25 protein-coding genes are annotated in these 25,347 nt (G+C 66.8%); 11 read left to right on the plus strand and 14 right to left on the minus strand.

The window, feature by feature from the left end:
- Positions 1-32: 32 nt before the first annotated feature.
- The 4 genes from topA to V1Y59_RS15220 all read right to left on the minus strand — a co-directional run bounded on the left by topA (position 33) and on the right by V1Y59_RS15220 (position 4,829).
- Positions 33-3,053, minus strand: coding sequence for a type I DNA topoisomerase (gene topA / locus V1Y59_RS15205; protein WP_330505802.1), 3,021 nt, complete (start codon positions 3,051-3,053; stop codon positions 33-35).
- Positions 3,054-3,223: 170 nt separating this feature from the next.
- Positions 3,224-3,805, minus strand: coding sequence for a hypothetical protein (locus V1Y59_RS15210; RefSeq protein ID WP_330505803.1), 582 nt, complete (start codon positions 3,803-3,805; stop codon positions 3,224-3,226).
- Between the two features lie 72 nt (positions 3,806-3,877).
- On the minus strand, positions 3,878-4,465 hold the full coding sequence (locus tag V1Y59_RS15215) for a hypothetical protein (RefSeq protein ID WP_330505804.1): 588 nt from the start codon (positions 4,463-4,465) through the stop codon (positions 3,878-3,880).
- A 160-nt stretch (positions 4,466-4,625) separates the two neighbouring features.
- Positions 4,626-4,829 (minus strand): cold-shock protein, encoded by a 204-nt coding sequence (locus V1Y59_RS15220; protein WP_004022110.1) that lies wholly within the window; start codon positions 4,827-4,829, stop codon positions 4,626-4,628.
- A gap of 339 nt (positions 4,830-5,168) precedes the next feature.
- Here V1Y59_RS15220 and V1Y59_RS15225 point away from each other — a divergent pair, with 339 nt between their 5' ends.
- The 7 genes from V1Y59_RS15225 to V1Y59_RS15255 all read left to right on the plus strand — a co-directional run bounded on the left by V1Y59_RS15225 (position 5,169) and on the right by V1Y59_RS15255 (position 11,517).
- Positions 5,169-7,532, plus strand: coding sequence for a DEAD/DEAH box helicase (locus tag V1Y59_RS15225; RefSeq protein ID WP_330505805.1), 2,364 nt, complete (start codon positions 5,169-5,171; stop codon positions 7,530-7,532).
- Positions 7,525-8,070 (plus strand): hypothetical protein, encoded by a 546-nt coding sequence (locus V1Y59_RS15230; RefSeq protein ID WP_330505806.1) that lies wholly within the window; start codon positions 7,525-7,527, stop codon positions 8,068-8,070. Before V1Y59_RS15225 ends, V1Y59_RS15230 begins: the two co-directional genes overlap by 8 nt.
- A gap of 121 nt (positions 8,071-8,191) precedes the next feature.
- On the plus strand, positions 8,192-8,611 hold the full coding sequence (locus V1Y59_RS15235; protein ID WP_330505807.1) for a hypothetical protein: 420 nt from the start codon (positions 8,192-8,194) through the stop codon (positions 8,609-8,611).
- The gene (locus V1Y59_RS15240) at positions 8,608-8,910 is read left to right on the plus strand and encodes a WXG100 family type VII secretion target (RefSeq protein ID WP_330505808.1); all 303 of its coding nucleotides are present in this window, start codon (positions 8,608-8,610) and stop codon (positions 8,908-8,910) included. Before V1Y59_RS15235 ends, V1Y59_RS15240 begins: the two co-directional genes overlap by 4 nt.
- A 10-nt stretch (positions 8,911-8,920) precedes the next feature.
- On the plus strand, positions 8,921-10,207 hold the full coding sequence (locus V1Y59_RS15245) for an HNH endonuclease (RefSeq protein WP_330505809.1): 1,287 nt from the start codon (positions 8,921-8,923) through the stop codon (positions 10,205-10,207).
- A 56-nt stretch (positions 10,208-10,263) separates the two neighbouring features.
- Positions 10,264-10,872 carry a hypothetical protein gene (locus V1Y59_RS15250; protein ID WP_330505810.1) on the plus strand — a complete coding sequence of 203 codons (609 nt, stop codon included), beginning with the start codon at positions 10,264-10,266 and terminating at the stop codon, positions 10,870-10,872.
- Between the two features lie 3 nt (positions 10,873-10,875).
- Complete coding sequence (locus tag V1Y59_RS15255; protein ID WP_330505811.1) at positions 10,876-11,517, plus strand: hypothetical protein; 642 nt, start codon at positions 10,876-10,878, stop codon at positions 11,515-11,517.
- Positions 11,518-11,746: 229 nt separating this feature from the next.
- On the opposite strand, the gene V1Y59_RS15260 is transcribed toward V1Y59_RS15255, so the two are convergent.
- The 9 genes from V1Y59_RS15260 to V1Y59_RS15300 form a co-directional block, all read right to left on the minus strand.
- Positions 11,747-12,796 (minus strand): TIGR03857 family LLM class F420-dependent oxidoreductase, encoded by a 1,050-nt coding sequence (locus V1Y59_RS15260; RefSeq protein ID WP_330505812.1) that lies wholly within the window; start codon positions 12,794-12,796, stop codon positions 11,747-11,749.
- A 133-nt stretch (positions 12,797-12,929) separates the two neighbouring features.
- Positions 12,930-13,289 carry an Rv3654c family TadE-like protein gene (locus V1Y59_RS15265; RefSeq protein WP_330505813.1) on the minus strand — a complete coding sequence of 120 codons (360 nt, stop codon included), beginning with the start codon at positions 13,287-13,289 and terminating at the stop codon, positions 12,930-12,932.
- Positions 13,289-13,720 (minus strand): TadE family type IV pilus minor pilin, encoded by a 432-nt coding sequence (locus V1Y59_RS15270; protein ID WP_330505814.1) that lies wholly within the window; start codon positions 13,718-13,720, stop codon positions 13,289-13,291. The genes V1Y59_RS15265 and V1Y59_RS15270 overlap by 1 nt, the downstream gene beginning before the upstream one ends.
- Before the next feature lie 19 nt (positions 13,721-13,739).
- Positions 13,740-13,955: a DUF4244 domain-containing protein gene (locus V1Y59_RS15275; RefSeq protein ID WP_431309185.1), complete on the minus strand. Its 216-nt coding sequence runs from the start codon at positions 13,953-13,955 to the stop codon at positions 13,740-13,742.
- Between the two features lie 108 nt (positions 13,956-14,063).
- Complete coding sequence (locus tag V1Y59_RS15280; RefSeq protein ID WP_330505816.1) at positions 14,064-14,681, minus strand: type II secretion system F family protein; 618 nt, start codon at positions 14,679-14,681, stop codon at positions 14,064-14,066.
- Positions 14,678-15,475 carry a type II secretion system F family protein gene (locus V1Y59_RS15285; protein WP_330505817.1) on the minus strand — a complete coding sequence of 266 codons (798 nt, stop codon included), beginning with the start codon at positions 15,473-15,475 and terminating at the stop codon, positions 14,678-14,680. Before V1Y59_RS15285 ends, V1Y59_RS15280 begins: the two co-directional genes overlap by 4 nt.
- Positions 15,472-16,641 carry a TadA family conjugal transfer-associated ATPase gene (locus tag V1Y59_RS15290; RefSeq protein ID WP_330505818.1) on the minus strand — a complete coding sequence of 390 codons (1,170 nt, stop codon included), beginning with the start codon at positions 16,639-16,641 and terminating at the stop codon, positions 15,472-15,474. The genes V1Y59_RS15285 and V1Y59_RS15290 overlap by 4 nt, the downstream gene beginning before the upstream one ends.
- On the minus strand, positions 16,638-17,696 hold the full coding sequence (gene ssd / locus V1Y59_RS15295) for a septum site-determining protein Ssd (protein WP_330505819.1): 1,059 nt from the start codon (positions 17,694-17,696) through the stop codon (positions 16,638-16,640). Before ssd ends, V1Y59_RS15290 begins: the two co-directional genes overlap by 4 nt.
- A 103-nt stretch (positions 17,697-17,799) precedes the next feature.
- Positions 17,800-18,768, minus strand: a complete 969-nt coding sequence (locus V1Y59_RS15300; RefSeq protein ID WP_330505820.1) for an esterase/lipase family protein — start codon at positions 18,766-18,768, stop codon at positions 17,800-17,802.
- Between the two features lie 374 nt (positions 18,769-19,142).
- Between V1Y59_RS15300 and V1Y59_RS15305 the strand changes: the two genes are divergently transcribed.
- Positions 19,143-20,006, plus strand: a complete 864-nt coding sequence (locus V1Y59_RS15305) for an HAD family hydrolase (RefSeq protein WP_330505821.1) — start codon at positions 19,143-19,145, stop codon at positions 20,004-20,006.
- 655 nt (positions 20,007-20,661) lie between these two features.
- Here V1Y59_RS15305 and V1Y59_RS15310 read toward each other — a convergent pair.
- Positions 20,662-21,417 carry a Fic family protein gene (locus tag V1Y59_RS15310; RefSeq protein ID WP_330505822.1) on the minus strand — a complete coding sequence of 252 codons (756 nt, stop codon included), beginning with the start codon at positions 21,415-21,417 and terminating at the stop codon, positions 20,662-20,664.
- A gap of 180 nt (positions 21,418-21,597) precedes the next feature.
- On the opposite strand from V1Y59_RS15310, the gene acs reads away from it, so the two are divergent.
- The 3 genes from acs (at position 21,598) to V1Y59_RS15325 (ending at position 25,329) form a co-directional block, all read left to right on the plus strand.
- Entirely contained in the window at positions 21,598-23,550 is a 1,953-nt protein-coding gene (acs, locus tag V1Y59_RS15315) for an acetate--CoA ligase (protein WP_330505823.1), read from the plus strand.
- Between the two features lie 288 nt (positions 23,551-23,838).
- Positions 23,839-24,381, plus strand: a complete 543-nt coding sequence (locus tag V1Y59_RS15320) for a phage holin family protein (RefSeq protein ID WP_330505824.1) — start codon at positions 23,839-23,841, stop codon at positions 24,379-24,381.
- 3 nt (positions 24,382-24,384) lie between these two features.
- A complete protein-coding gene (locus V1Y59_RS15325) occupies positions 24,385-25,329 on the plus strand; it encodes an alpha/beta fold hydrolase (RefSeq protein ID WP_330505825.1) in 945 nt (314 codons plus the stop codon).
- The last annotated feature ends 18 nt before the right edge of the window (positions 25,330-25,347 follow it).

A 25,347-nucleotide genomic window follows, 5' to 3' on the forward strand; every position in this document is an offset into this window, starting at 1 on the left:
GCGAGCGACAGCGAGCCCGAGGCGTATCGAGATCACTCCGACTTCTTCGCCGTACTCTTCTTTGCCGCAGTCTTTTTCGCGGCGGTCTTTTTCGCGGCGGTCTTCTTGGCGGCGGTCTTCTTGGCAGCCTTCTTGGCCGGCGCCTTCTTGGCGGCCTTCTTCGCCGACTTCTTGGCCGGGCCACGAGCACGACGATCCGCCAGCAACTCCATCGCCCGCTCCGGGGTGATGGAGGCGACCTCGTCGCCCTTGCGAAGACTCGCGTTGGTCTCGCCGTCGGTGACGTACGGCCCGAAACGACCGTCCTTGATGACCATCGGCTTGTCCGACACCTGATCGTTCTTGCCGAGCTCACGCAGCGGCGGCGCGGCCGCCTGCCGGCCCCGTCGCTTGGGTTCGGAATAGATCTTCAGTGCCTCCTCGAGGGTGATGCCGAAGATCTGATCCTCACTGGTCAGCGAGCGAGAGTCGGTGCCCTTCTTCAGGTATGGGCCGTAGCGACCGTTCTGCGCGGTGATCTCCTCACCCGACTCCGGGTCCACACCGACCACGCGCGGCAGCGACAGCAGCTTGAGTGCGTCGTCGAGGGTGACCGTCGAGATGTCCATCGACTTGAACAGCGACCCGGTGCGTGGCTTCGGGCCGGCCTTCTTGGCCGTTTTCTTCGCGGTTTTTTTGGCTGCGGTCTTCTTGGCCGCGGTTTTCGTTGCGGTGCCGCCGCTTCCGGTGTCGTCGAGCGGCACGACGTCGCCGTCGCCGCCACTGCCGGAACCACCACCGTCGCGTGGCGTGGGTCCCGCCGGCACCGTCGCCGGAGCCTTGCCGTCGTCATCATCGTCGTCGGACGGCAGGATCTCGGTGACGTACGGACCGAAACGCCCTTCCTTGGCGACGATCTCGTTGCCGCTGACCGGATCGAACCCGAGCGAACGACCTTCCTGCGGAGTGGCGAACAACTTCTCCGCGACCGCCAGGGTCAGTTCGTCGGGGGTGATGTCGGCCGGCAGATTGGCGCGCTTGAGATCCGGTTCGGCGTCCGGCCCCGCGACGTTGCGTTCGAGGTACGGCCCGTAGCGCCCGACACGCACGAAGACCGGGCGGCCTTCCTCGTCGTCGAACAGCCGGATCGAATTGACCTCGCGCGCATCGATTTCCTCGAGGTTCACGCCGACCAGCTTCTTGAGGCCACCGAACTTCGCGATCTCCGACTTGACGCTCTCGGCGTCGGCCGCGGTGTCCCCGAAGTAGAAGTCGCTGAGCCACCGGGTGCGATTGGCCTGCCCGGTGGCGATCTGATCCAGGTCGTCTTCCAGGGTGGCGGTGAAGTCATAGTCGACGAGACTCTGGAAGTAGGCCTCCAGCAACCCGACGACGGCGAACGCGATCCACGACGGGACCAGCGCGTTGCCCTTCTTCACCACGTACCCGCGGTCCTGGATGGTGCCGATGATCGACGCGTAGGTCGACGGTCGGCCGATACCGAGTTCTTCGAGCACCTTGACCAGCGACGCCTCAGTGAACCGCGCCGGCGGGTTCGTAGAGTGACCGTCGGCGTCGAGTTCGGTCGCCGTGAGCTGCTGGCCCTCGGTCAGGTTGGGCAAGCGGTTCTCGGCATCGTCGGCCTGGCCGCCGGCCAGTTCGTCGACGGTCTCCACGTAGGCCGACAGGAAGCCGGGGAACGTGATGGTGCGACCCGACGCGGCGAACGTGCAGCGTTCGCCGGACGTTGCGGTGCCGGTGATCCGCAGGCTCATGGTGGTGCCCTTGGCGTCGGCCATCTGCGATGCCACGGTGCGCTGCCAGATCAGTTCGTACAGCCGGAACTCGTCGGCCTCCAGCTGGCCGCCGACCTGACCCGGGGTCCGGAAGGTCTCGCCCGCGGGACGGATCGCCTCGTGCGCCTCCTGGGCGTTCTTGACCTTGCGGTTGTACTGACGCGGCGTCGGATGGACGAACGACTCGCCGTACAGCTCACGCGCCTGGCTGCGCGCGGCGTTGATGGCCGACTCGGACAGCGACGTCGAGTCGGTACGCATGTAGGTGATGTAGCCGTTCTCGTAGAGCCGCTGCGCGATGCGCATGGTGCGGTCCGACGAGAAGCGCAGCTTGCGGCCGGCCTCCTGCTGCAGCGTCGACGTCATGAACGGGGCGTACGGGCGTCGGGTGTACGGCTTCTCCTCCACCGACGTGACGGTCATGTCGGCGCCGTCGAGGGCGGTGGCCAGGCTCGTGGCGCGCTCACCGTCGAGGACCAGCACCCCGTCGGTCTTCTTCAGCGCGCCCCGGGCGTCGAAGTCGCGGCCCGTGGCGACCTTGGCGTCGTCCACGGACACCAGTCGGGACGAGAAGGTCCGGGGGGTCGAGTCGCTGTCGGCGCCCGCATCCATGGTGGCGGCGATGTCCCAGTACTCGGCGGAGACGAACGCCATCCGCTCGCGTTCGCGGTCGACGATGATGCGGGTGGCGACCGACTGCACACGGCCCGCCGACAGCTTCGGCATGACCTTCTTCCACAGCACCGGCGACACCTCGTAGCCGTACAGGCGGTCGAGGATGCGGCGGGTCTCCTGCGCGTCCACCAGGTCGATGTCGAGGTCGCGGGGGTTCTCGGCGGCGGCCTGGATGGCCGACTCGGTGATCTCGTGGAACACCATCCGCTTGACCGGGATCTTCGGCTTCAGGGTCTCCAGCAGGTGCCAGGCGATCGCCTCCCCCTCGCGGTCACCGTCGGTGGCGAGGTAGAGCTCGTCGACATCCTTCATCAGCGACCGGAGCTCGGTGACCGTCGACTTCTTGTCCGCCGACACCACGTAGAGCGGCTCGAAGTTGTCGTCGACGTTCACGCCCAGACGGGCCCACGGCTGACCTTTGTACTTCGCGGGCACGTCGGCCGCGCCGCGCGGCAGGTCACGGATGTGGCCACGGGAGGACTCCACGACGTAGTTCGCCCCGAGGTACCCCGCGATCTTGCGGGCCTTGGTCGGCGACTCGACGATGACGAGTCGTCGGGTCGAGCTCCCCGTGGTGGGAGTTGCGGTGCTGGTATCGGCCACCGGGCGTCCTTACTGTGCTTCGCTCTTGCGTCGGAGGAGGGAACGGCCTCGTCGAACGTACGGCGCTCGATGAGGTTTGTACCTTATATATAGCGTCGTCTGCACACTCAGATTCCCTTCGCAAAGGGCCAGTGTGACAAATTGATCAGAAGAAGTCAGAAAATCCCAGGTCAGCGGGGTGCGTCGGAACCGTATGTCCGACGCCTGGTGCGTTGGTCGAGTGCCTCGATGTTCCGGTACAGACTGGTGGTCCAGTACATGTCCAGCGGGAGAATGACCGCAATCACGACGATCAATCCGATCATCAGGTTGCGGTACCCCGTCTGATCCCAGACCAGTCCGGCGGCCAGCACACCGAGAGCGGCCACCGCCCCCATCACCTGCATCTGCGAGCGTTGCCGCTTCCGCAGGTTGTCCAGGGACCGTCCTCCCAGATAGGCGCGGCCGAGACGAACCGCCGCCTCGGCCACCGAGCGGTCGGCGGGAACGACGCCGTGCAGAAGTGCGGAGACGGCCTCGGAGCGGCCGGAGTCGTCCAGCGCGAAAAGGGTGCCGGTGAGTCGCCGATGTTGATCGCTGCCGCGATAGGCGAGGTAGGCGCCGAAGGGGATCCCGGCAATGATTCCGCCAGCGGCAGCGATCATCGGCCGATTGCCGTTCATCCAGGTCAGCAACCCGAAGATCACGCCGAAGATGGTGGCGTTGATGAGACCCTGCACCCATGGCGGAGCCAGCATCACGCGGAATCGCATGGTCGATGAGTATTCCGCACGCTGGGGATCGTGGTAGTTCGAGCGCCTGATATTCGACCGAACGGATGGCTCTCAGAACCCGACGACCGCCGGCCAATGCGCAGCCGCTTCGGGCGTGGCGGGCGGCTCCCCGATGTACTCCAGCAGATGGGTGAGCCGCCGCTTGCCCGCGATGCGCAGGGCGTGGGCGCGCCCGTGCGTGCCGACCAGCGTCGGCGCCACACCCACCCGCATCAACGCTGTCGCCAGTGCCGGATGAGTGTCAGGGGCGTGCGGGTCGAGGCCCAGCAGGAACCGGTCGCCGTCACGCTCACCGGCCGCGATCGTCCACAGGCGGAGCGCCCGGGGTGACGGCACCCACCCGGTGGGCATGGACTTCACGGCTCCGGACGACCAGCGTCGGTGCAGGTCGTCGAGCTCGTGGCTGTGCGTGGTCCGCGCGATCGGGTTGCCCTCGTCGGTGTACACGACCTCGGCGGCGGCTCCGGTGGCCGTGATCTCGTCCACGAGGGCCTCGGCGCGCCAGACCTGGGTCACGACCACTGAGACCCGCGTACCGGAATCTGAGCGGGATGCCTGGCCGTGGGCGGCCAACAGCCCGGAGAGATCGTCGTACGCGGGTTGGTCGATCTGTGCCGAGAAAAACGACAACTGGCCCACACACCGAGGTTACTGTGTACCTCCCCGCGCGCGGCGGTACACAGAACCCTCGACTGATTCCGGCCAAAAGTACTCAGCCAAAAAGTTGCTCCCGGTCACCGCTGTGGTGACCGGGAGCAACTGCGCTCAAGCGTGCTTCGCAGCTTGCAGGAGCCGACTCCTAGACGGCGCGAACGCCAGTGGCCTGCGGGCCCTTGGTTCCCTGGCCGACCTCGAACTCGACGCGCTGGTTCTCCTCGAGGGTGCGGAAGCCCGACCCCTGGATCTCGGAGTAGTGGACGAACACGTCGTCGGACCCCTCATCAGGCGCGATGAAGCCGAAGCCCTTTTCCGCGTTGAACCACTTCACAGTTCCCTGTGCCATTACTGCAATCCTTTACTGACATTCCAACAGACGCGACACGACGGTCTCGTGTCGTGGTCGGTTCCGACCGCCATACCTCGTTCTCGGCGGTGAGTTTCCAACAGGAGCCCCCGCAAACCAGCCTCAGTACCACGGCCACAACACGATCTCGGGAGATCACCGGGGTTCCGGCGGCTCACGAAAGCTGCGACCGTCCAATAGTCAATCACGTTCGGGGCCCGCGCGATAGTCACCCCAACCAACGTGGTTGTTAAAGGCGTGATTTTCCCCGTCCCGACATCCGGCAGTAACATCGAGGCCTACGCCGCCGACCGGCGCGCAACGATTGACTTACCAAAAATGCAGAAAATCACCTTCGGGTCCGAGCTGCTCCGCCGCAGCATGGCAGGAACCGACCCGACCACATCCCCCCTCACCCACATGTCCGTGATCGACTCACGGACAGCGACTTTCGCGGATTGGCCGTCGTGGATGCCGCCGGAGCTGACGGCGGCGTTCGAGGATTCGGGAATCGACAAGCCCTGGGCACATCAAGTCGATGCCGCGCAACTGGCATTCGACGGACAACACGTCGCCCTCTGCACCGGAACCGCATCCGGGAAATCCCTGGCCTATCAAATACCCATTTTGACCACGCTGTTGAAGGATCCGAATTCGACGGCGTTGTATCTTTCGCCGACGAAGGCCCTGGGGGCCGACCAGATCCGTTCGGTCGCATCGGTACTCAGCGCATCGCCCGCGGGGCCGTCGGACGCGGCGGCAGGTGTTCAACGGCAGTTCACCCATCTGCAACCGTGCGCGTACGACGGCGACACCGATGTGGAGATCCGGCAGTGGGCTCGAGCACACTCCCGGTGGATCTTCACCAACCCGGACATGCTCCACATCGGCATCCTGTCCGGGCATGCGCGGTGGCGGCACTTCTTTCGTCATCTGCGCTACATCGTCGTCGACGAGGCCCACCACTACCGCGGGGTCTTCGGCTCACACACCGCGCTCGTGTTGCGCCGATTGCTGCGCATCGCACGCTCGGCCGGCGGGAATCCCGTGGTGATCGGGACGAGCGCGACGATGGCGGCGCCGGCCGAGGCCCTCACCCGCCTGATCGGCGAGCCCGCGGTCGCGGTCACCGAGGACTGTTCGCCCCGGGGTGAGCGGACGGTGGCCCTCTGGGAGCCTGACTTCCTGCCGGCGGTGACCGGGGAGAACGGGGCACCGATACGCCGGTCGGCGGGCGCCGAATCGGCGCGTCTGCTCGCCGATTTCGTCGTCGAGGGGGCACGCACCCTGTGCTTCCAGCGCAGTCGTCGCGGCGTGGAACTGACCGCCCGGCAGGCCCGGCAGTTGTTGGCGCAGACGGCACCCGAGCTCGTCGACCGGGTGGCCGCCTACCGTGCCGGGTACCTCGCCGACGACCGTCGCCGCCTGGAGAAGGCGATCTCCGACGGCGAGCTCGTCGGCGTCGCGACAACCAACGCGCTGGAACTCGGCGTCGACATCAGCGGACTCGACGCGGTCATCGTCGGCGGGTACCCCGGGACCGTCGCATCGTTCTGGCAGCAGGCTGGACGAGCAGGACGCCAACGGACATCCGGGGATTCGTTGGTGGTGCTCGTGGCCCGCGACGACCCGCTCGACACCTATCTCGTGCATCATCCCGAGGCGCTGCTCGGGCGCCCGGTCGAGGCGACGGTGACCGATCCGACCAACCCGTACATCCTCAAGCCGCATCTCCTGTGCGCCGCGGCGGAGTACCCGTTGCGCGAGAGCGAGATCGAGGCGTGGGATGCCGGCGAGGCGGTCGCGGAGCTGACGGCGGCGGGCATGCTCAAGAAGCGCAAGGCCGGCTGGTATGTGGCGGCAGGTATCGAACCGCACGCCGACATCGACATCCGCGGCGGCATCGGCGGTCAGGTCCTCATCGTCGACAGCACGACGTCGCAGTTGCTCGGCACCGTCGATTCCGGGCGTGCGATGTCGACGGTGCATCCCGGTGCGCTGCACATCCATCAAGGCGACTCCTACGTGGTCGACGAGCTCGACCTGACCGACGGTCTGGCCCTTGCCCATCCGGAGGAACCCGATTGGACGACGTCAGCTCGGGAACTCACCGACATCACGATCACCGACGTGGTGGCGCGCAGTGAGCACGGCGACCTGACCGTGTCCCTGGTGGACGTGGACGTGACCCATCAGGTCATCGGGTACCTGCGGACGATGCTCTCCGGGGAGGTGCTCGATGCGGTGGAACTCGACATGCCGCCGCAGACGCTGAGCACCCGCGCGGTGATGTACACGCTCACCCCGGAGTCGCTGGAGGATGCCGGGGTCACCATCGGCGACTTCCCCGGTGCCTTGCACGCCGCGGAGCACGCCATGATCGGACTGCTGCCGTTGGTCGCGTCGTGCGATCGCTGGGACATCGGTGGGCTCTCGACCAACCAGCACCCCGACACCGGACTCCCGACGGTGTTCGTCTACGACGGCTACATGGGTGGCGCCGGGTTCGCCGACCGGGGATTCGCCACATTCGGAACCTGGGTCGCCGCCACCCGCGACGCGGTGGCGAGCTGCCGGTGCGAGAGCGGCTGTCCGTCCTGCGTGCAGTCTCCGAAGTGCGGTAACGGTAACGATCCGCTCGACAAAGATGGGGCGATCCGGGTTCTCGGTTTACTCGGTCGGCGATACTCGGAAGATGACTGACGACCGCGCAGACGGCGACGCGGCCTTCGGGCACACGATCACCTCCGTGCGCCCGGCGTGGTTCCTGCTCGCACGTCCGACCCAGAACGCCGACGACCTGCCGGCCACCATCGGTGAGCAGGACGTGTTCTTCGACGACGCGACCGCGATGGACGCCCTCGACCTGCACTACGCGTGGTGCGCGGCGCAACGCGGCGGCTATCACGCCGAGGCCGTGCGTGGCGCGCAGTGGTATCTCCAGAGCGCGATGATCGGACCGCAGGTAACGCCGGGACTCGGCCAGGTGTACCTGGCGTCATCGGATCCGCTGGGTGGTCGTCGGGCGGTCGGTGGCGGCTTTCTCACCGAGGGCGAACTGATCCACTGGACCGCCTTCGTCCGGGCGGCGACCCGCTACATGCCGGCCGGGCCGACGTCGGCGCCCTTCGAGCTGGCCTACCTCGGCGACGACGGCGTCGACTTCGGACACATCTGGTTCTCGCCGCTGCAGTCCCGGCGCGTGTTCCCCCAGCGGATCGTGGTCGACCCCGACAACTGACAGTCGACAACTGACTGCTGCGGTAGGTCAGCCGTTCTGGCTGCGGTAGGCGCTCACCACGGGCTCGAGTTCGGCGGGGGTGGCGCCGTGCATGATCACCGTCATCCGTTCGCATGACTCGATGTCCACCTCAGCAGCATTCTGTAAGCTCATCCGGGTGTCGGGGTTCGAAGTAGACACTGACGGCGCGGAACTACTTGAAGCGGGGCGACTGCTTGCTACCGGGTCGACAGCATTGGTCGAGGCAATCAGGGTGCTCTGTTGCAGCACCCTGTTCTTGGAGCGGCCACGAGGGCGGTACGCGAATCTCAACGTCTACACTGTGCGCGGCGACGAGTGGGTTATCGCCTTCTCGACATTGAACAGATTGGTCAACGCGCTCGGGCCGTGTCAATGGATCGCTCTGACAGGCCGCGATCTTATGGACAACATGCCGCCGGGCGTCAACTTGGGAATTGACATCCAGGACGACCATTCGTTCTCGGTGCCATCGGCCTTGATCGCGGCGCAAACGTTCACTCGAAACGGAGAAGGCCTTTGAGCGTCGATACCTTCAGAGTACTTCTTGAGCAGGTCACGGCCGCATCGATCGGCATCAAGTCCACACTCGACGACATGAAGACCATCTCGATCGACAAGATCGACGGGCCTTCCGGTCAGTATGGACACGACGGCCTCGCATCCTCGTTCCAGTCCTTTTGCGACCGGTGGGACGGAGGAGTAAAGGACCTCATCTCAGACGCCGAGGGCTTGGCTGACGCACTCGATCTGGCGATTGCGAACTACGCCCGGCAGGACCAGGCCAGCGCCAGAGCCCTGGGCATACCGATCGTCGAGTAGAAGGTGTTCCGTGGCTGAACTCGGCGAAACAAGTGACCCGAAAGCGCTGATCCCTGGCGATGCGGATGCGATCGATGAGAATGCCGTTGCGATCGGTGGTCGGGGCAATTCAATGGCATTGGCGGGTTTGGCCTTGCGCGGCATTAACACTGGTGACTATTGGGACGGAGAAGGCGCCGAGGCTTTTCGAGAGGTCTTCAAGCAGGAACCGGTCAAGTGGCTTGAGGCTGCGGATGCATTCATCAACACGGGGCGAACGCTCGGCCAGTATGCCGGCGTCGTTCGATGGGCGCAGTCCGAAGCTCAGGGTGCGATCGACATGTACGACGAAGCGCAACGTGCGACGGCTCAGGCCGTCACCGACTACAACAATGCTGTCATCAGTGCGAACGCTTCGAACACTGCGAACGCCGCCGCTGGCAGTCCGGTACGGGTGACCGTGCCGCCGTTTGACGATCCCGGTATCGAGGGGCGAGCTGCCGCTCAGGCAAAGCTGACCCATGCTCGTCAGCAGTTGCGAGACGCGGGCGACACAGCGGCAGACAACGTCCGAAGTCAGCTGGAGAAAGCCCCGGAGGGGCCGGAGAAGCGTAGCGGAATCTGGGACTACATCAAAGAGTTCGGCGGCGGACTCGGCGACTGGGTGACCGGGTCGTGGGACGCGCTGAAGACGATTTTCACCACCAACCCCATCGATAGTGCGACGGGCATCTGGAACGCCATCTCGCAAGATCCGAAGCAGTTCGGCAAAGACCTCATCGATTGGGACACATGGGCGGAGAACCCGGCGCGCGCTGCTGGGCGTGTGGTCCCGGACGCCATTCTGACTGTCGCGACAGCTGGTGCGGGCAGCGTCGCACGACGCGGAGCTGTCGAGTCCGTCGAAGCCGGCGCAGACGTCGCGGATTCCGCTTCACACGCCGTGCCTAATGGGCCCACGCTTCAGATGAAGTACAAGGACACGTGGACTGATGCACAACGAGCCGAGATGGACCGAAAGATCGACTCCTTCAACGAGAAGGTGAAGGAGTCGGGGTTCGAAAGACAGCCAGGCCCATTTGTGCGGGATCCGAAGGTACGCGAGGAATTCTTGGAGTCGCAGGGGTTGACGCGTCCACCCACTGGACTGCAGGTAGACCATGTGCGTGACCTCCAGGCGGGTGGTGTGGACGAAGTATCCAACTTGCAGTTGCTCGACGGTAGCGTCAACACCAGCTTCGGATCGCAACTGCGCAACCTGATGAGCCAGCAACCGCCAGGTACGGTGTTTGGCGCAGTGGAGATGCTGCGAGAGTAGTGCCGTTTGTGTCGCTGCCGCCGGTTAGACTCGCGGCGTCGGAAGGGTCAGCAATTATGGAATGGACATTCGAACGCCTGTCACGAAGCCTCTGGCAGCCGAGCTTAGTCGGCTCGTACTTTGCGGATCGCGGTCTGTGTGGGGTTTCGGGGAATAGCGGCCTGCTGCGGTTTCATGACAGTGATTCCGGGCTGATTGCTCAGCGCTTTGTCGATGGCGCTTTCGGAGGCCGTGGCGTCCGAGCCGATGTTTTTGCATTCGACTGGCGGGCAAGACAGTTCGCGATCAGTACTTGCTTCGACGCTGACGGCAATTACACAGGCGGGGGGCAGCCGGGCATGATCGTCGCGCTCGATCCGTTCGATATGGTGACGGAACCATGGGGCCTGACGATTGACAAGTTCGAGTCCGCGCTGACCCTCAGCGCCGTACAAGATCAACTGAATCCCGAGTTGTTCCAGAGTTGGCGAGACAGTCATCAGGTCGAACCGTTGACGTTGACGACCTGCGCAGGGGTCGGTATGCCGGGGTTCTACGGGGGAATACTCGAGGTCGAAAACCTGGAGCTGAACAACATCGAGGTCTACTTGTCCTTCATTGAGCAGCTGTGGACGCGAGCAGTCGAGCAGCAGCCTGGTGAACCCGCGCCGAAGTTGAATCTCTGAGCCATGCCGACAAAGCCCACGACGAAGCAGTGGAAAGACCTCAACGCGGAACTCATCCCGCAGGTCGCGGAGTGGCTCGATCGTCATGACTCTGCCCTCACTGATAAAGGGAGGAAATTCGCCCTGCGGGCTACGCAGAAGGCGAACCTCGCGGGAGGAGCAGGAACACGAACACTCTTCGAGCCGGTGCTGCTGGTGGCGACCGCTACCGAGCCGACTGACGTCGACGACCTGTTCGCAGTGTGCGACCGGATTCCCTTCACCGGGGACTACTTTCAGTGGGACTATGTGCGCGCCACGTACGCAGCTGCGTACCGCATCTTCACACGCCGCGGCGATCCCGAGCGTGCGCAGCATCCGTTGCAGATGCTCTCTTTCCCCGAGAACGGCGAGCAACTCGCCGACCCCTTCGCATCCGGCCTTCAGGCAATCGTCAACAGGGCGAACGGTAGCGTTCTTGGACGTAGTGCCGACTATCCGCGGCCGGCAACGACGACTCCAGCTCTGCAGCACCTTCTCGGCGCAGTTCGTGAGTGGAACATCATGTGGAGCTACGGCATTTCGCCCGACTGGACGCGGGACAAGATAGACACGGAGCTTGTCCAAGCCCTCGCCGCCGCGTCTAGCTTTGTGCACACAGCCTGACCCGTTTGGTGTTGCGTGGCAGATATGTCCTTACGCGCGAAGTCACCGTTTGCCTAGAGCTTGATGCCGTCAGTAGCGTGCTCCGACAGCCATTCACGACGATTCACGGCATCGTCAGACGTCTGCGCTCTGAGAGTTTCCGATGTCGGCCCCCCGAGCAGGCATGTTCTCTTGGGGCCAACCACGACAAGGAAGATCAGTCAGGTCGAGACGTAGGCCTTACACGCTGTCAGCCGCCTTGCCGGAGGTAGGCGCTCACCACGGGCTCAAGTTCCGCGGGGGTGGCGCCGTGCATGATCACCGCGTCGGCGCCGTGGTCGAACTCGCCGCGGATGCGCTCGGCACACCTGTCGGGTGAGCCGGTCGCGGCGGGTTCCAGCCATTCGTCGGGGATCAGACCGGCGATGTGTTCGATCTGTTCCGCCGTGGCCTTGTGGTCGATGCCGCCGGGCACCGACGTGACCACCGGGTCGTCCCGGAACCGCTTGAGCACGGCCGGATCCCAGTCGTTGGTGCGGACCAACAAGTCGCCGTATCCCTGCAGATACGTGGCCAGCCGACCCACGGTCTTCTTCAACCGCAGTTCCTCCGGCAGATGATCACCGACCGTCGCGAAGCACGACCAGACCCGCACCTCGTCGGGGTCGCGGCCCGCCTCCTCGGCCGCCCGCTTGACGGTCGCCACGCTGCGCCGGACGGTCTCGGGTGTGAAGAACGTGTGCAGGATGACGTCATCGAACCGCCGACCTCCGAGTGCGAGTGTCTGCGGGCCGAACGCCACCAGCGCCAACCGGATGTCCTCGTCGAAATCCGAGTCCAGGTACAGCAGGTCGTACGTGCCGATCGGACCGTCATGACCGAAGATCATCTCCCCTCGCCACAGCCGGCGCATGACCTGCGCGAAGTCCTCCATCTGTGCGGTGGTGACGGCGGGCACGCCGAAGGCCTGGTACATCGCCGCGATGCCGCGGCCGAGCCCGAGCGTGAACCGGCCGCGGGAGAGTCGGTGCATGGTGGTCGCCCACGATGCGGTGATCAGGGGGTGACGGGTGTTGTGGTTGGTTGCCGCCGTCGCGATCTGCATCCGCTCGCTCACCGCGCACGCGGCACCGGTGAGCGACGCCGCCTCCTTGACGTTCCATCGTTCGGAGATGAACGCGGTCCCCAGGCCGAGCGCCTCCCCCTGCCGGGTCTCCTCCACGAGGGACGCCGGCCCGTCGCCGCCCGCACCCGCCAACAGGTAGTACCCGAGTTCGTCCAGCGATCGAGCCTCTGCCACGCCACACCCCTGTTCTGCACTCCGGACGATTCCGCGTCGAGCGGTTGCGAAATCTCTGCTGATCACGAACGGTAGATGTCGAGCGGACGGCGGACAAGAGCGCGACGGACGGGCTTTGCTGGGCGGGCCGCGTTCACTGCACCGGACCCGCCCGCGCCGAGGCCCGGGCATCGCGTATCCCGAACGGACCGAGGTGCACCGGCACCGCGACAGCGACCACCACGTCGATTCCGTCGACGCGGCAGTGCTCGAGCCGCGCACCGACGCGTTGGGCGTCGGCGATCGCCCGCGCCGCGACACACGGATCGGACTCGGCCATCACATGCTGCCGGGCTGCGGCCAACGCGGCCAGGTCCGCCGCCGATTGCGCCCGATGGCGTGCCACCACGGCACCCCCGACGTACAGCACCGCCGCTGCGATCGCCGTGACCGCCGCGATGGCGAAGGCGCCGAGAACCGTTGCGAAACCCCGGTCGTCGCACCATCGTCGCATCAGGGCGGTTCCTCGGCCTCGATGTCGTCGTCGCCCGTGACAACCCGATCCGCCTCGCTGTCCCCCGTGGCCTCACTTTCCGGTTCTTTCGCCGCCACGGCACGTGCGGACAGTTCGATCGCGGGCAGCAGGGGAACGTCGTCCCGCACCTCCGCAACCACCTGTGAACCACTGTCTTGCAGACTGATCCGCGCGTCGTCGCCTGCGATCCGAGTGGCCACCTGCACCGCCGAGGCGTCGCCGATGGCCGCAAGCCTGGCCGCCTCCCGGGCCGCGTCGGTACAGCGAACCTGGACGGTGGTGCCCGCGACCGCACCCACTCCGATGACGACGGTGGTGACGATGGCCGCGATCGAGTAGGCGCCCTCGACGGTGACCATTCCGTGGTCGTCGACGCAGGATCGCTTGATATCGGCAATGATTCGTCGCATACTGCCCACGTGATCGATCTCAGCCCACCGACGTGTTGAGCGCTTTGCCGATGATCCCGGTGAGGCCGCTGACGATGTTGTCGCCGGTCACGACCGTGTAGAGGATCGCCCCGAACGCGGCGGCAGCTATTGTGCCGATGGCATATTCGGCGGTGCTCATCCCCTCGTCGTCGGTGATGAGCCTCAGAAGTTCTGCCGACGTCCGCTCGACCGGTCGGCGAAACATGGTGTACATCATGAGTTCTGACCTCCTCTGGACGCCCCCTGCGTCCTCTGGTTCTTTTGACGCATCAGCGGCCGGTTCGGATCCACCTCGGTGGAAATCGGCTGTCGCGGATGGGCGTCACCCACCGAGTACCGATCCGGCCAGACCCAGAACCACGGGCACGATGCCCAGGCACACGAATGCCGGGAGAAAGCACAATCCCAGCGGCGCACTGATCGCGACGCCGGCCCGTTCGGTGGCAGCGAGAGCGTCGTCGTGAGCTTGGCGACGGATGCCGTCCGCGAGCTCGGTGAGACCGCCGGCCAACGACGACCCGGCCCGCGCCGACCGGCGGGCCAACGTGGCCAAGGCGTCGAACCGCTCGACATCGATGTCCTCGCGTCGGGCGGACTCCTCGACTGCCCCTGTCGCCTCGAATCGTCGCCACGCATAGTCGGCGTCCGCGCCGAGGGCGAGAAGATCGGCTGTCACGGTGAGCGGCCGGGCGAGTCCGGGCGGTGCCGCCTCTGCCACGAGGGCGGCGGCCGGGCCCACCGGCAGGCCGGCGCGGAGACATACCGCGAAGAGGTCGATCGCCGATGCGACCGCGAACGGATCGTCAGGCGATCGACTGGATGCGGCGGGCTGCGACGGATCGGGTACCGCACTGACCCGGTGCAGCGTCCACGCCGGCCCCGGTAGCAGCCACAACGCCACCGCGATCAACGTCGCCGCAGACACGGTCCAGGTGTTCATCGGGTCGCCGCGCGGTCGGTGATGCGTTGCGACCAGGCCCATCCCGCTATCGACAGGACTGTTCCCAGATTCAGCAGGATACCGCCGACACCGCCGCCGAGCAGCACAGTCAGGGGGTCGGCGCCCATCATCTGACCGAGGATCACGCCGATGACGGGCAGGCCGGCGAGCACCGTGGCGGTGGCGCGCGGACCCGCGAGTCCCGCCCGCGTTCGCGCCGCGAACTGTTGGCGCGCCAACAGATCCGACCGTGCCGACTCCAGCAGCTCGATCATCGGGAGTCCGTGTCGGTCGGCCATCTGCCAGGACACCGCGATGCGGTGCCACGCGAGGTCGTGCCCGGCTCGTGCATCGACCACGACGTCACCGCCGAGTTCGGCGCGGCTCGCCATTGCCGCCAAACCGTCGGCCACGGCGTCGGAATGCCCGTCGCTGGAACGTATCTCCGCTGCAGCGGATGCGCACGCCCGCGGCGGAGTCGCGCCGACCGAGAGTTCGGCGATCATCACCGACAATGCTCGTAGCAGGTCGGCGACCTCACGGTCGTGCCGACGGGATCGCCTGGTACGACGCAGATGCCACATCACAGCCGCCGACATCATCGACGTCGACAATGCGGCCGCCACCCCGGCGGCGACCAGCGCCGCGACCGGCACGAAACCGGCGATCAGGGTTCGGACCGGCACTATCCGGCCACGCCGGTGTGGCCCCCCGAGACGGGCCAGGCGGTTCTCCGCACGCGTCGACGGCCACCACAGCACGCCGAGTGCGACGGCGAGAAGCACCGACGTCACCGCGATCGCCTCCGGATCAGGTCGGTCAGGCCGTCGGCCTCGTCGGTGAATCCGTTGCCGCGAAACCACACCGGCCGGATTCCGACGAGTCCGTCGACGCCGCGCGCGACCATGCCGATCTCGGCCAGTCCACGCGTGCCACCGGGGGTCCGATCGACGCCGAGCACCACCTGCACCGCCGCGGCGAGCTGACTGTGCAACGCGGACCGTTCCATGCCCCCGAGAGCGGCGAGCGCCTCCATGCGCGCGGGTACCTCGGCCGTCGAGTTCGCATGCAGGGTGCCCGCGCACCCGTCGTGCCCGGTGTTGAGCGCGGTCAGCAGGTCGATCACCTCGGCGCCGCGCACCTCACCGACGACGATCCGGTCCGGCCGCATCCGCAGGGCCTGCCGGACGAGTGCTCGTACCGGGACTTCCCCCGCGCCTTCGACGTTCGCCGTGCGCGCCACGAGCCGCACGACGTGCGGGTGCGGGGGATCCAGTTCGAGGGCGTCCTCGACGCAGAGGATTCGTTCGGTCTGGGCCATCTCCCCGATGAGCGAACCCAGCAGCGTGGTCTTTCCGGACCCGGTGCCCCCGACGATCAGGAATGCCAGACGCGCATGCAGAATCCCGCGCAGCACATCCACGACCTCGGTGGGGATGGCGCCGAGGGACACCAGTTCGCCGAAGTCGCGGGTCGCGGTGCGAAGAATCCGCAGGGAGATGCACGTGCCGTCGGTGGCCACCGGCGGAATCACCGCATGCAGGCGCACGGTGTGCCCACGACGTCCGACGCCGCTGAGCTGCCCATCGACCCAGGGCTGGGCGTCGTCCAGACGCTTGCCCGCGTTGAGCGCGAGCCGACCCGCAAGTCGTCGCACCGCCGCCTCACCGGTGAACCGGACATCGGTGCGCTGCAGTCCAGTTCCCCGGTCCACCCACACGTGGTCGGGCCCGACGACCAGGATGTCGGCGATGTCGGGTTCGGCCAGCAGATGCTCGAGCTTCCCCGCGCCGATCAGTTCGGTCTGTAGGAACCGCAGTGCGGCAAGAAGATCGGTGTCGCCGAGCATGCCACGGGACTCGACGCGGATCGCGTCGGCGATGACGGCGGGAGTGGGTTCGGCGGCGTCGGCGGCGAGCCGGTCACGGACACGTTCGAGGAGCGCGTCGTCGGCGGTCATGTGGCCGACCGTTGTGCGGGGTCGACGGCCTGATGTACGGCGCGCGCCGCTCGGGCGAGGGGGCTGCGCGGCGACAACTCCAGCGGTCCGGCATCGGTGCGCCCGGGAAGGCCGGGGTCGGGTCGATACGCAACGACCAGCGGCAGCCCGACCGCGTCCGCTATGTGCGCGGCACGGAGGCCACTGGGTGCGGGTCCGCGCACCGCGAGTCCCGCGGGGACGGCCGACGGCAGCACCCGCGTGACGACCGAGCGAACCGACGCGACCGCGGGCACCGTGGCCGTGGTGACCAGGACGACGAGATCCACGCTGTCGAGGACCGCCTCGGTCACCGATCCCGTTGCTCGGGGAAGGTCGATGACGACGGTGTCGCCGTCCGCGCGACCGGCATCGATTGTGGCGATCACGGCGTCGGCGGTGATCGGCTGGACATCGTCACGGCGCGGTGCCAACACCGACAGCCGATCATGCACCTTGGGCAGTGCGTCGTGGAGCGACTGCGCACGCATCGTCCCACCCGCGACGGTGAGATCCTGCCAGCGCAATCCCGACCGGTCCTCGATGCCGAGGGTGAGATCGATCCCGGCGCCGAGGTCGTCGACGTCGAGCAACAACACCCGTGACCGGTCCGCTGCGACGAGCGCGACGGCGGCGGCGAGGGTGGTCGCGCCCGCGCCGCCGTGCCCACCGACCAGCGCCACGGCGGTGGACGAGCCCACCTGGGGGACACGGAAATCGGTGAGAAACCCCACCAGATCCGATTCCTCTGCGGGCAGGGACACGACGTACTCCGCGCCCAGCGTCATCGCCGACCGCCACGTGTCCGGCGGGGGCTCGCCCGCGGTCACCATCACGATGCCCGAGCGCCGTGGCGGGGCGGTCTCACCGAGGACGGTCAGTGCGTCGCCGTCGACCGCAACCGCTGTGGCCCGCAACCATTCCCGACGACATTCGGTGGGCGAGGCGGGCACGATCCGGTAGCCGGCCGCGGCCGCGCACCGCGCCACGTCATCATGCAGCTCGGGCCCCACGAGCGAGAGGAGTTCATCGGTCACCGGGCCATCGTGTCCGTTGGTCCCGGCCTTTCTGGGCCCGCGGCCGAAACAGTCGACGATCTGTGCAGTACTGGCGCGGTTGGGGACAACCGAGCCGAGACGTTCAGCCGGTGAACGGCGGCACGTACTCGCACGGGACCCGCACCGGGTGGGCGGGGTCGAGCGCGTTGAGCACCATGAACGCGGCCCGCCGCGACCCGGCGATCGCCATGTGTTCGCTGTGGTCCTGTTCGCAACCGTCCTGCACTACGATGTTGCGGACGCTCTCACCGTCTCGCCCGTCGACCTGACCGGCCGTGTACGGCACCACGAACTCGTCGTAGCGGGTCGAGATGTTGGTGTAGTCGATGCCCGGAACATAGGGGCTTCCACCGCTCCAGATCATCCGGTTCATCGGCGATCCCGCGGCCATCTGGCCACATCCTGCGCAGATCGGCAGGTCCGCGCCACCCAGCAGTCGCTCGGTGAACTCGGTGAACGGGGCACCCTCGAACGATCCCCGCCACAGCGGTGCGAGCGAGACGTACTTGCTGACCTTCGGTGCGCCACCGAGTTGCTTGAGGTAGTAGGTGGGCATATAGGTCCCCTGCGAATGCCCGACGAGATCGACGGTGTCTGCGCCGGTGGCGTCGAGCACCCGGTCGACGAATCGCGACAGCTGTGCCGCGCTGGCCTCCATCCGGGTCATCCCGCCGATCGCCGAGATCGGCCAGGGCGCACCGGGCAGCGCGCCATAGGTGAGCGCGAAGACGCAGTAGCCACGATTGGCGAGCATGGCGACGTAGGCGCCCCAGTTGGTCTGCTGCGACCCGCCGGTGCCGTGGACCAGGACGACGGGACGCGGATGTCGCGGCGTCGGTCGGCAGCCGAAGTCGTTGGACCCGGGCAGGGAGCCGCCGGGGTCGGCCAGCTCGGCGGGAATACCGGCGAAGAAGTTGTATGTCTCGGGCAGGGGTGCGCGCGGGGCGGCGTCGGCGTTCGGGGCGGTTGACGCCGCCAGAACACACACGATGGTGGCCACGAGAGTGGCCGCCCATCCCACTCGCGTGCGGATACGTCGTGTGAATGACATGCCAGGCCTCCCCTTCGACGACTTCGTCGAACCTTCTTCGAAACCTAGCAACAGTGTGGGTCGATCGTCCCGGTTTCGGGCGCAACCCATTGCTGCGATCCAGGTGGGAAGCCAGAAAAGGCTGTAGACAGAGGACGACCCCGGCCAGGGGGGGAGGAGGCCGGGGTCATCGCGTTTCAGCCCCGGGGGGTCGGGCTGAAAGGCACCGGTATCAACCGGTTAAGGCCGACTATACACACGGGTTTTCGACGATTGCAACTACAATCATCGAGGCGCGGAGATCACATTTTCATATCGCTGCCTGGGCTTTCACGCTGCATTAACGTTGCATCGACACCTATCGGTCGCTCGGTGCGGAACGCTAGTCTGACGGTGTGACGGACACCTCGTCGACCGGCCGCCGCCGACCGGACTCGACCGCACCATCCGCCGCAGGACGCCGAGTCGCCGCATTCTTCGACCTCGACAAGACGGTCATCGCGAAGTCCAGCGCCCTGGCGTTCACCCGGCCCTTCTTCGCCGAAGGCCTCATCAACCGACGGTCGGTGCTCAAGTCCAGCTACGCACAGTTCCTCTTCCTCGTGACCGCGGCCGACCACGACCAGGTGGAGAACCTGCGTCGACACGTCACCGAGATGTGCCGCGGCTGGGATGTCGAGCAGGTGCGGTCGATCGTCGAGGAGACCCTGGACGACGTCGTGAACCCGCTGGTGTTCGCCGAAGCCGCCGAGCTCATCGCCGACCACCAGGCCCGAGGTCACGACGTCGTCCTGGTCTCCGCATCCGGCCGCGAGATGGTCGAACCGATCGGTCGGATGCTCGGCGTCGACCACGTCGCCGCGAGCGCGATGGAGGTCGTCGACGGCCACTACACCGGAAATCTCGAATTTTATTGCTACGGAACCGAGAAGGCGACCGCGGTCGCCGGTCTGGCCGAGGCCTACGGCTACGACCTCGCGTCGTGCTTCGCCTACTCCGATTCGATCACCGATCTACCCATGCTCGAGGCGGTCGGTCACCCGAATGCGGTGAACCCGGATCGGCAACTGCGCCGGCGGGCCGTCGAGGCCGGATGGCCGGTCCTCGGATTCCACCGGCCGGTGCCACTGCGCGCCCGCATCCCCACACCGTCGTCGAGGATGGCCGCCGCCTTGGCGCTGGGCGCCGGGGTGGCCGCCGTCAGCGGTGTCGGCGTGCACTCGATTCTGCAGCGCAGGCAGCGCACGCGGAGCGCCTGAGGCCGCCCGACGGCTCCAACAGATGTTGGTCCGAAAGACCCTTGATGTGACTGCGGTCACGGTGTACAAAAGGGGTTACGGAATCCCGGAAGGCAACGTCCGCCCCGGAAGAGAAGGAGCGGACCCCCACGCCGGGCACTTCCCAGCACGGGCGGCAAGCACCCACGCGGAGCGCGCCGCATAAGGCAAAAGCGTTGTGCGCCTGCGACATCGTAGGTCGGCACGGGCAAGCCGGTAACCACAGCGGGCCGTAGAACGGGACACGAAGGATCCCTGCTGGGCCCGGACGAATCGATCCGGTGGACGCGAACACCCTGAGTTCGCCAGACGGAACGAATCGATCCGAACAAGCCCGAACCATTGCGCGGCACCGCAATTCGATGTTGGTTCATACCGGGGCGTACCGACCGGCACTCGTTCCCTCGCCGAGGCGATCCCACAACCCACCCAGCACGCTTGGTAACTTGCGTCCGTGCTTACGCGGGCGGCAGCCTGGCCGGATCACCGGCCGGACGGCCGCCCGCAGTGCGTTGTATGGCCTTCCCCAATGCGGTTCGTCCCCCTGAAATCAGTTCTTCCCCTTGATACTTCAGGAGGACGAACTGATTTCCAGGGGACGAACGAGCTGAGTGGCCAACAAGCCGAGTGGCCACCGTCAACCCGCGCGGGCGGCGTCCGCGATGGAGCGGGCCTCAGCGGCCCCCGCTTCCAGCGCCTCGCAGCACAGCACGATCCAGCCGCCGACACCCTCCGGCGAACCGTCGGCGAACGCGGCCGACAGCTTCCGGTACTCGTCGTGACGGCGTAGCCAGGTCACCTCCGGTACGCCCAGATTGTGTGGGTCGAGTCCGGTGGAGGTACAGACCAGGCGCGACGCCGCGCGCGCCACCACACCGTTGGCCGTCGGGAACGCCGCCACCCCCAACAACTCGCCGTGGACCACAGCAGCGAGAACCGGGGCCGGCGCCGAGGTGGCCCCGGTGATCAGCTGACCGAGCAGGTCGAGACGTCCGGCGACGCCCGGCGAGGCGCTGGGGCGACCGAGCTGATCCGGATCGTCGACGAGATCGGCCGCGGCGAGCATGTGCAGTCGGGCGAACGCCTGCGCCGGGGCCCGGCGGAACACGCTCGTCAACTGTTCGAGGGCGTCGCCGTCGAGCGCCTGGGCGACCCGCATCGACCCGGCCAGCACCGGATCATCGAAGTCGCCATCGCGCCGCAACTCGACGCTGCCACCGTCGATCGCCGCCGACGAGCGACCGGCACGCCAGGACGCCTCGGTGGCGGTCTTGTCCCAGCCGCGGAGATTGGCGGGATGACGATGCACTGCGCTCAGCGCATCCCGCGCCCGGTCGGCGGCATCGGCGACGCCAGGGAGCTCCAACAGTGGTGCCAGCGGATCCGAACTCACGTCTACCCACGATAATGAGCGTGCCGCTCGTCGTGCCCATCGGACCACTCGTCGCGGATGTCCGATGGTCCGGCCGATCGGCACCTGCAACACGGTTCCAACGTGACTACCCTCACAATCAGAACTGGCATGCATGCACGTCACGCCAATGTCGTCGAGAGTGAAAGGCACACCTGACCGATGTCTCCCGCCACCACCACTTCTGCGCAGGGCTACCCGCCGTCGGAGGAATTCGCTGCCCAGGCCAACGCCACCGCCGAGATGTATGACCGCGCGGACGCCGATCGTCTGGAATTCTGGGCCGAGCAGGCCCGCCGCCTGGACTGGGACACCGACTTCGGTCAGGTGCTGGACTGGTCGGACGCGCCGTTCGCGAAGTGGTTCATCGGCGGCAAGCTGAATGTCGCCGTCAACTGTGTGGACCGGCATGTGGCCGCCGGCAAGGGCGACCGGGTCGCGATCCACTGGGTGGGCGAACCCGGCGACACCCGCGACCTCACCTACACGCAGCTGCAGGCCGAAGTATCCAAGGCGGCAAACTATTTCACCGCCATCGGCCTGGTCGCCGGGGACCGGGTCGCGATCTACATGCCGATGGTTCCCGAGGCGATCGTGTCGATGCTCGCGTGTGCCCGCCTCGGGTTGACCCACTCGGTGGTGTTCGCCGGATTCTCCTCGGGCGCACTGCGTTCCCGCGTCGATGACGCCGCGGCCAAGCTGGTCATCACCACCGACGGCCAGTACCGCCGCGGTAAGCCCGCACCACTGAAGGCCGCCGTCGACGAAGCGCTCGGCACCGGCGACGACGCCGCCGAGTCGGTGGAGAAGGTCCTGGTGGTGCGCCGCACCAACCACGACCCGGATCTGAACTGGGTCGAGGGTCGCGATGTGTGGTGGGACGACACCGTCGACGAGCAGTCCGACACCCACGAGCCCGAGGCGTTCGACGCCGAGCACCCACTCTTCCTGCTCTACACGTCCGGCACCACCGGCAAGCCCAAGGGCATCGTGCACTCGTCGGGCGGATACCTCACGCAGGCGTCCTACACCTTCCACAACGTGTTCGATCACAAGGAAGGCCGCGACGTGTTCTGGTGCGGCGCCGACATCGGCTGGGTGACCGGCCACTCCTACCTCGTCTACGGCCCGCTGTCCAACGGCGCCACCGAAGTCGTGTACGAGGGAACTCCCAACTCCCCCAACGAACATCGGCATTTCGAGATCATCGAGAAGTACGGCGTGACGATCTACTACATCGCGCCGACGCTGATCCGCACGTTCATGAAGTGGGGCCGCGAGATCCCCGACGCCCACGACCTGAGCTCGGTGCGGCTGCTCGGGTCGGTCGGTGAGCCGATCAACCCCGAGGCGTGGAAGTGGTACCGCGAGGTCATCGGCGGCGACACCGCACCCATCGTCGACACCTGGTGGCAGACCGAGACCGGCGCCATCATGATCTCCCCGCTGCCCGGCGTGACCGCCGCCAAACCGGGTTCGGCGATGAAGCCGTTGCCCGGCATCTCCGCGAACATCGTCGACGATCAGGGCAAACCGGTCGCCCACGGTGAGCAGGGCTACCTGGTGCTCGACGAGCCGTGGCCATCGATGCTGCGCGGCATCTGGGGCGACGAGGACCGCTACCGCGACACCTACTGGTCACGCTTCGCCGAGCAGGGCTGGTACTTCGCCGGCGACGGCGCCCGCTACGACGACGACGGCGCACTCTGGGTCCTCGGACGCGTCGACGACGTCATGAACATCTCCGGTCACCGCATCTCCACCGCCGAGGTCGAGAGCGCACTGGTCGGGCATTCCGGGGTCGCCGAGGCCGCCGTCATCGGCGCCGCCGACGAGACCACCGGCCAAGGCATCGTCGCGTTCGTCATCCTGCGCGAAGGCGTGGAGAACACCGGCGAGGCACTCGTCAAGGAACTGCGTGAACAGGTGTCGATCGAGATCTCGCCGATCGCCAAGCCCCGCGAGATCAACGTCGTGCCCGAGCTGCCCAAGACCCGATCCGGCAAGATCATGCGACGCCTGCTCAAAGACGTCGCCGAAGGCCGCGAACTCGGCGACACCTCCACCCTCGTCGACCCGTCCGTCTTCGAGGCCATCCGCAAGAAGAAGGGCTAGACGGCGGCGGCGAGCTCAGGCACCCCACTCGCCTGACGGCGGCGACCCGAGGCTCCCAACCCGCCCGACGGCGGTAAGCCGAGGCACCCAACCCGCCTGACGGCGGTCGAGTGGGCGCTGTTTTCCGTTGAGTGGGCGCTCCCCCCTCGTGAGCTGCGCACATTCGACAAGAAATGGCGCCCACTCGACGGAAAACAGCGCCCACTCGACACGAGACATCTCCCCGCCAAGCGCTAAGCCGACTTTGGCATGGCAACATGATCTCGACACCGAGGTACGGAGGATTCTGTGAGCCGCAACGAGCCCGGCCCAACCACCCAGGACGCCGGATCGGCCCCGTCGATCCCGCTGTCGGATCCCACGCACGGCCGCAACGGCGAACCGTCCATCGGGAACCTGGTCAAGGACGCGTCCGCGAACGTCTCGACGCTGTTCCGGTCCGAGGTCGCACTGGCGAAGGCCGAACTCGTCGGCGAGGCGAAGAAGGCCGGCGCCGGGACCGGACTGCTGGTCGTCGCCGGTGTGATGGCGCTCTACTCCAGCTTCTTCTTTTTCTTCTTCCTCGCCGAGTTGCTCGACAACTGGATGCCGCGGTGGCTGGCGTTCCTGATCGTCTTCCTCATCCTGGTGTTCATCACCATCGTGATGGCCGTCGTGGGCTACCTGTTCTTCCGGCGCGTCCGCGGACCGAAGAAGACGATCGCCAGCGTCAAGGAAGTGCCGACGGTGCTGCCCGGTGGCCACTCGGGGTCGTCGGCGAGCCCGGCGAAGCGCACTGCCGACGGCGAGCACCCGGAGCTGCCGCGCGCGCACGATCCCGCCAAGGGATGAGTGTTGGCCGGACCGCCTGATCCGTCGAGCGTCCGCGTCTCCGGCGACTGGCATCACTTCGACGTCCGCGCGAACGGCCTGCGTTTCCACGCGGTGGAGGCGCCCGGGCGGCGGCCGGCCGATCGACCACTCGTCCTGTTGCTGCACGGGTTCGGTGAGTTCTGGTGGAGCTGGCGGCACCAGATCCCCGCACTCACCGACGCCGGATTCCGCGCCGTCGCCGTCGACCTGCGGGGATACGGGGACTCCGACAAACCCCCGCGCGGCTACGACGGCTGGACCCTCGCCGGCGACACCAATGGCCTCATCCGGGCGCTTGGGCACTCCGACGCCACACTCGTCGGGCACGCGGACGGCGGGTTGGTCTGCTGGGCGACCGCGACGCTCCATCCGCGCGTGGTCAGCCGGGTCGCGGTGATCGCGTCCCCGCATCCCCGCGCGCTGCGCCGGACCGTCATCCGGGATCGGCGTCAACGCACCGCCTTCCTCCCCGGGTTCCTGCACAATCAGCTCCCGAGGTTGGGCGAACGACGTCTGGCGCAACGCGACGGGGCCTACATCGCCCAGTACTTCGCCGAACGCGCCGCACCGTCATGGCAGGGCACCAGCGACTACGCCGAGGCCGTCGAACTCAACCGGTCGGCGATACAGATCCCCTATGTCGCACACTCCAGTCTCGAGTACCGGCGCTGGGCGTTCCGGTCGCAGTTCCGCCCGGACGGGTCCCGGTTCATGGACCTGATGAATCAACGGCTGCACATTCCGGTACTGGCACTCCGCGGCGGCGACGACCCCTACATCCTCGATCACGTGATGGCCGCCAGTCATCGGTGGTCGGCGCACCTGGAGTACCGGGAGATCGACGACGCCGCGCACTTCGTCCACCAGGAACAACCCGGTGCGGTGACCGAACGCCTGCTGGACCTGTTGTCGGCCGAATCGATCTAGCGCCCCGCTCGGCCCTGA

Source organism: Gordonia prachuapensis (genome assembly GCF_036350515.1).
In the GTDB taxonomy this organism is placed as follows: domain Bacteria; phylum Actinomycetota; class Actinomycetes; order Mycobacteriales; family Mycobacteriaceae; genus Gordonia; species Gordonia prachuapensis.